We start from the raw sequence: 4,619 nt of genomic DNA, 5'->3' as shown, positions 1-4,619 counted from the left end.
GTCTCCTTCTGCGACACGTCCAGCCCGACATACTGTTTCATTGCGGTATCCTCGATTGGGGCCTGATCCCGGCTATCGTGGCGATGTCGCCGGTCATGGGAAGCGCCGGCAGCAATTACCTCAGCGTTTTGAATGGTGACCCCTGTCAGCCTCGGTCCAAGCCTTGGAAAACGCAAGGTAAAGCGCGCCCTGCACGGGGTCCCGATCGGCGCCGATAGGGATCGCGCGATTGCCTCGAAAATGCGGCGTCTTCAACTGCTTACGACCAAGTGAGGTGGGGTGCCAGTTCAGAGCCGATCCACACCGGCCGCCAAGGGTCAGGCCGATAGAGCGCGACCCGCTCCTGAAGCCGGGTCGTCCGGCGCGCGTATGGCCGCGTGATCCTGCCGTCTCCGACGGAGGCGAGAAGCACTCGACCTCGGAGAGAACCATGAGCCCGGACGGACAAATCGCTCATCCGCTTGACAACGCACCAATCAGAGAACCGGTACAGGAGGGACGCTATCAAGGGCCGACCCACAGCGGCCGGGATGCCAGGATGGGTGCGGAGCAGAGAAACGGTGTTTCCCCCGTGGCTCAGCTTAAGGCCCATGACGCGGTCATGCCGCTCGTTTCAAGATCCCATCGCGCACTCCAGGCCCCGCCGCAGCGTTCGATCAGAAGGTAGTTGCGCTCGGCGACGTATCGGTTGCGCTGCCCCGGCAGTCGTTCGACGCGGATCGGATGCTCGGGCAGTGGATCCTCGCCCAACCAGGAGAGGGCGCCAAGAAACCGCGCCCAGCCCTTGGGCGGCGCCCTGTGCGCGATGCCGGACGCGACCAGTTGGTTGAGGTGCAACCCGTCGCCAAGGTTCATGACGGCGCGGGTCGCGAGGTGGATCTCGCCTGAGACCGCCGTGATGTCGTGTCCGTCCCGCCGCGCGAGGTCGCGCACCAGCCGCAGCATCCGGCGCCACTCGTCGCGGTGGGCGCGGCTTTGCCACTGGTCGCGCAGGTCGTCCTCGTATTCCTGCATCCGCGGGATCAGGACCATGATTGCCTCGAGTAGCGACAGGCGGGGCCCCAGCAAGGGAACGCTGGACATCAGCAGGGTGTGGCCCTGTACCGGCCGTTGCGCCTCGGCCTCCATCATCGCCCATCCGCCCGGCCCCATGACCTGCCGGCGTGTCCGCTCGGTCCTGAGGTCGGGCGCGAGAATGCGGAGGTCCGGCGCATGCAGGGCCCAGCCAAGATGCCGGCCCTCGGGGTCCGCGAAGCGGGCGGGCAGGTCACCGTCGGTGGCCGCGTGCTGGAAGACGAGAAAACTCTCTCGCGCCACGGCGAAAAGGGTCTGGCCGACCGGAGAATAGGTGCGCGACCGCCTCAGCGACCCCCAGCCGTCGCAGATGTCGTGGTCGTCCCACTGCATGAGCGACGGCACCCGCGCCGCAAGCCAGGCGAACTGAGGCGCGGCATAGAGGGCGGCGTAGCGTTCGAGGAACCGCTCGCGCAGGTGGTGGCGCAGATCGTCCAGCGCCGCACGCGAGGGATCGCGTGGGATTCGTTCCGGCCAGTCGTGGCTGAGGTCGTGGCCCTCGGTCACCTCGTCGGCATAGACTTGGTCGCCGCCATGCAGCATCAGCGCGAAGGGCTTTCGGCTATGCTCGTCGCGCAGCCGGGCCCACATGGCGTTCCGCTCGGAGCCCTCACGGCCCATGTCCCCCACTTCCTCGCCGTTGCAGGAGACATAGGCCAGTCGCAGATCGCCCGTGAGGTCACCCGCGACCTCGTAGGTCATCCCGTTCCACAAGTATTCCGACGGGCGATCGGCCGGGAGCGTGAAGCGCGCGCGCCAGACGGTGGCATGCTCGTAGTCCGCCAAACGCGCGGCACGCGCTTCGCCATGCGGCAGGTCGATCGGCGGCACCGTCTCGCCCCGTGCCGTGATGAACAGGGCGGACAGCAACATCTGCCTGTCTTCGAGATCGTCGAGAAACAGGACCGGGCCGACAGGGGGCGGGGAGGTCTGGTCGATGATCTGGTCGGCGATCTCGCCCATGGTATATCCTTTCCTGGCCTGCTTCTCCAGCGGGGGGCACGAGCCGCAGGGGATGGAGATAGAGTGTCACCGGGCTTCCGGGGAGGGGCCGGTATTCAGGGTCGCGGGGTGTTGGCAGCGCTCGCCTGGAAGGGCAGGGAGATATCGAGAGCCAGGGCATGATCAGGCCGATGAGACCCCGGCGCGGCAGAGCGGCGTTCACGATCGCGCCGGCGGGCGGCCATGGCCGGCGAAAAGACCGACGGCATAGAGAAGCGAGCCCGCGAGGACGAAAACCCATTTCAGGATCTCGGCGACGACGGAACCGCTGATCGAGGACGGCAACCACATGGGTCTCGGTGAAGCGCAACTCGCGCAGGGCGACCCCCGCGAGTCGGGCGTAGAACCCAAGGTCTTCGAGGCTGTAGACCGGCATTCTGGCGCGGAACGCATCCGCGGCGCGCGTGCCGGTTTCGGCCAGGCGCGGCAGCGCGTTCGGCGTGAGCTTGCCTGTCGAGAGAGGTGGCGCCACCTCGCCCGCTGCCGGGGCGCATCCCCTGGTCTTTCTGGACCCGGGCAGACATCGGGGCGGACGTTGACATCGCGGTATGGAGCGGTATTGTGTTTTTTATACCATTATAGTTTACGCTATACCGGAGATATACTTGGACGTCTTTCACTACCCGCGCCCCGATTTGGCAGCCTCTATCGTCAAGCAGATGACGCCGGATCCGATCTTCGGAGCGCTATCGGGATTGCACCTCGCCGCCCCGCGGCGCACGGGGAAAACCACCTTTCTGCGCCGTGATCTCGTGCCCGCAGTCCTGGAAGCCGACAAGTTCCCTATCGTGGTCGACCTCTGGGAAGACCGAAGCAGGGACCCGTCCGACATCCTCAGGCGCCGCATCGGCCAGGCGATCGATGACCTCAAGGGCTCGGCGGAGAAGGCGCTTGACCGCTCGCGCCTGCGGCGGATCTCCGCGCTTGGCTTTTCGGTTGCGCTGGCGGATCTCGAGCCTTTCTCGGGGACCATCCCGGAGGGACTGGAGCGCATCGGTGCCGGGGTCGGCCGGGACGTGGTCCTGGTGGTCGACGAGGCCCAGCAGGCGCTCGTCTCCGAAGGCGGCATGGACGCGATGTTCGCGCTCAAGGCCGCGCGTGACGCGATGAACCTCGGGGAGGATGGGCCGAGGCTCTTCCTGATCATGACCGGCTCGCATCGCAGCAAGCTCGCCGAACTGGTGCTCAGCGCGCGGGCGCCGTTCTATGGCGGCTCGGTGCAAGACTTCCCGGTGCTCGGCGAAAGCTTCGTGCGAACCCTCCTCGAACAGCTCGCCACCGCGCAGAATGTCTCGATCCCGATCGATGAGGGAGTCGCCGCCTTCGAGATCCTGATGCACCGGCCGGAGGCTTTCATGCAGGCGGTGCGCGACGAGATATTCGAGGCCGCGCTCTCGGGGGAGAAGCTCAACCTGCGGCGCCGGGCGGAGGCGGTGCGCGCCGCATCGTGGGGCAGCCTCGAGGCGGAGCTGGACAGCCTTTCCAGGGTGCAGCGTGCCCTCTTCGAGGCGCTGATGGACGGCGGGGAGGGGTTTTCGCCCTTCTCGAAGCCGGCGCTCGAGGATGTTGCGCGACGGGCCGGCGCGAAGAGCGTGAGCAAGAGCGCGGTTCAGCAGGCGATGAAGACCCTCGTCGAGAAGGAACTCGTGTGGCAGCCCGGTGCGGGGCGGTATGCCGTCGACAACCAGGACATGCTGGACATGCACCGTCGCAAGAAATCACAAGACCGGTGACCTGGGTCGGTTTGCAGTCCTCCCCTGGGCCGTAAAAGATGCGGCGACCGCTCCCCCGGTCAGGAAACGCGTGCCACCAGGAAGGCGGCCGCAACCGCCCGGCGCGAAACGTTGCGGCATGGGAGGGATGAGCGCCGCTGGAAATGTGGCGTATCGCGCCGTTAACCTTAGCAGGCTGCTGAAAAACTCTCGCCCCGGAGACACGCTCGAAAATCGGGCGATTTTTCACGATCTCTCGTCGAGCTGGTGGCCGACCGCCGTGCCGGGGATCGGTTTGCTCGACGAGCGAGCGCTATCCAGAACGTTCTTCAGCAGCCTGTTAGACGCGCGAGATCGTCAGACACGCGAGATCGTCGGCGCGGGTCCGGAAGCCGGCCTGCGCCTTCAATTGGTAGAGCCCTGGCGGGCCGAGGGCTGGCGCAAGAGCGCGCACGGAACCGTCGACCTGTCCGTAGCCGCTGTCCTGAAGCGCATCGAACACGTTGTCCGCAATGGATGCGGGATCCTGCGACACCTCAGCGGGGAGGCCTGCGCGACGGCCGCTGTCGACCTCGGCATTCTTGACCCGGTCGTTCAGCGTGTTCGCCGAGCAACCGATCTTCGTGGCAATAGAGATTACCGCCTGCCGCGGAGCCGCGCTTGCCCGCGCCGTCGAGAACCATAGGCACGGCATGCTCGCGCACCTAACAGGCCGCTGAAAAAGGCCGCCTCGACACGGGTTTGAGGACATGATTCACCCTTTCCGGGTCACGAGGGGGGCGGTCATGCGCGGGACAGACGAGGCGAGCGGGTCGCTGTTCAGCTATGTGG

The 4,619-nt window shown here is 66.3% G+C and carries 3 protein-coding genes; 1 reads left to right on the top strand and 2 read right to left on the bottom strand.

Features of this window, described 5'->3' with window-relative positions; translation table 11 throughout:
* Positions 1-576: 576 nt before the first annotated feature.
* Positions 577-2,037, bottom strand: coding sequence for an alkaline phosphatase D family protein (locus DLJ49_RS20785; RefSeq protein WP_199533471.1), 1,461 nt, complete (start codon positions 2,035-2,037; stop codon positions 577-579).
* Positions 2,038-2,681: 644 nt separating this feature from the next.
* Between DLJ49_RS20785 and DLJ49_RS20780 the strand changes: the two genes are divergently transcribed.
* Entirely contained in the window at positions 2,682-3,809 is a 1,128-nt protein-coding gene (locus DLJ49_RS20780) for an ATP-binding protein (RefSeq protein ID WP_115395422.1), read from the top strand.
* A 319-nt stretch (positions 3,810-4,128) separates the two neighbouring features.
* Here the strand turns inward: DLJ49_RS20780 and DLJ49_RS20775 are convergent, their stop codons facing one another.
* Positions 4,129-4,482: a DUF6880 family protein gene (locus DLJ49_RS20775; RefSeq protein ID WP_115395421.1), complete on the bottom strand. Its 354-nt coding sequence runs from the start codon at positions 4,480-4,482 to the stop codon at positions 4,129-4,131.
* Positions 4,483-4,619 lie beyond the last annotated feature (137 nt).

The organism is Rhodovulum sp. 12E13, from assembly GCF_003340565.1.
Lineage (GTDB): Bacteria > Pseudomonadota > Alphaproteobacteria > Rhodobacterales > Rhodobacteraceae > HLUCCA09.
Note: the sequence above shows the minus strand (reverse complement) of the source record. Positions and strands in the feature narration are given on the sequence as shown.

Coding starts and splice junctions, on each gene's coding strand:
- DLJ49_RS20785 (WP_199533471.1), bottom strand. CDS start 2,037: ATGGGCGAGATCGCCGACCAGATCATCGACCAGACCTCCCCGCCCCCT.
- DLJ49_RS20775 (WP_115395421.1), bottom strand. CDS start 4,482: ATGCCGTGCCTATGGTTCTCGACGGCGCGGGCAAGCGCGGCTCCGCGG.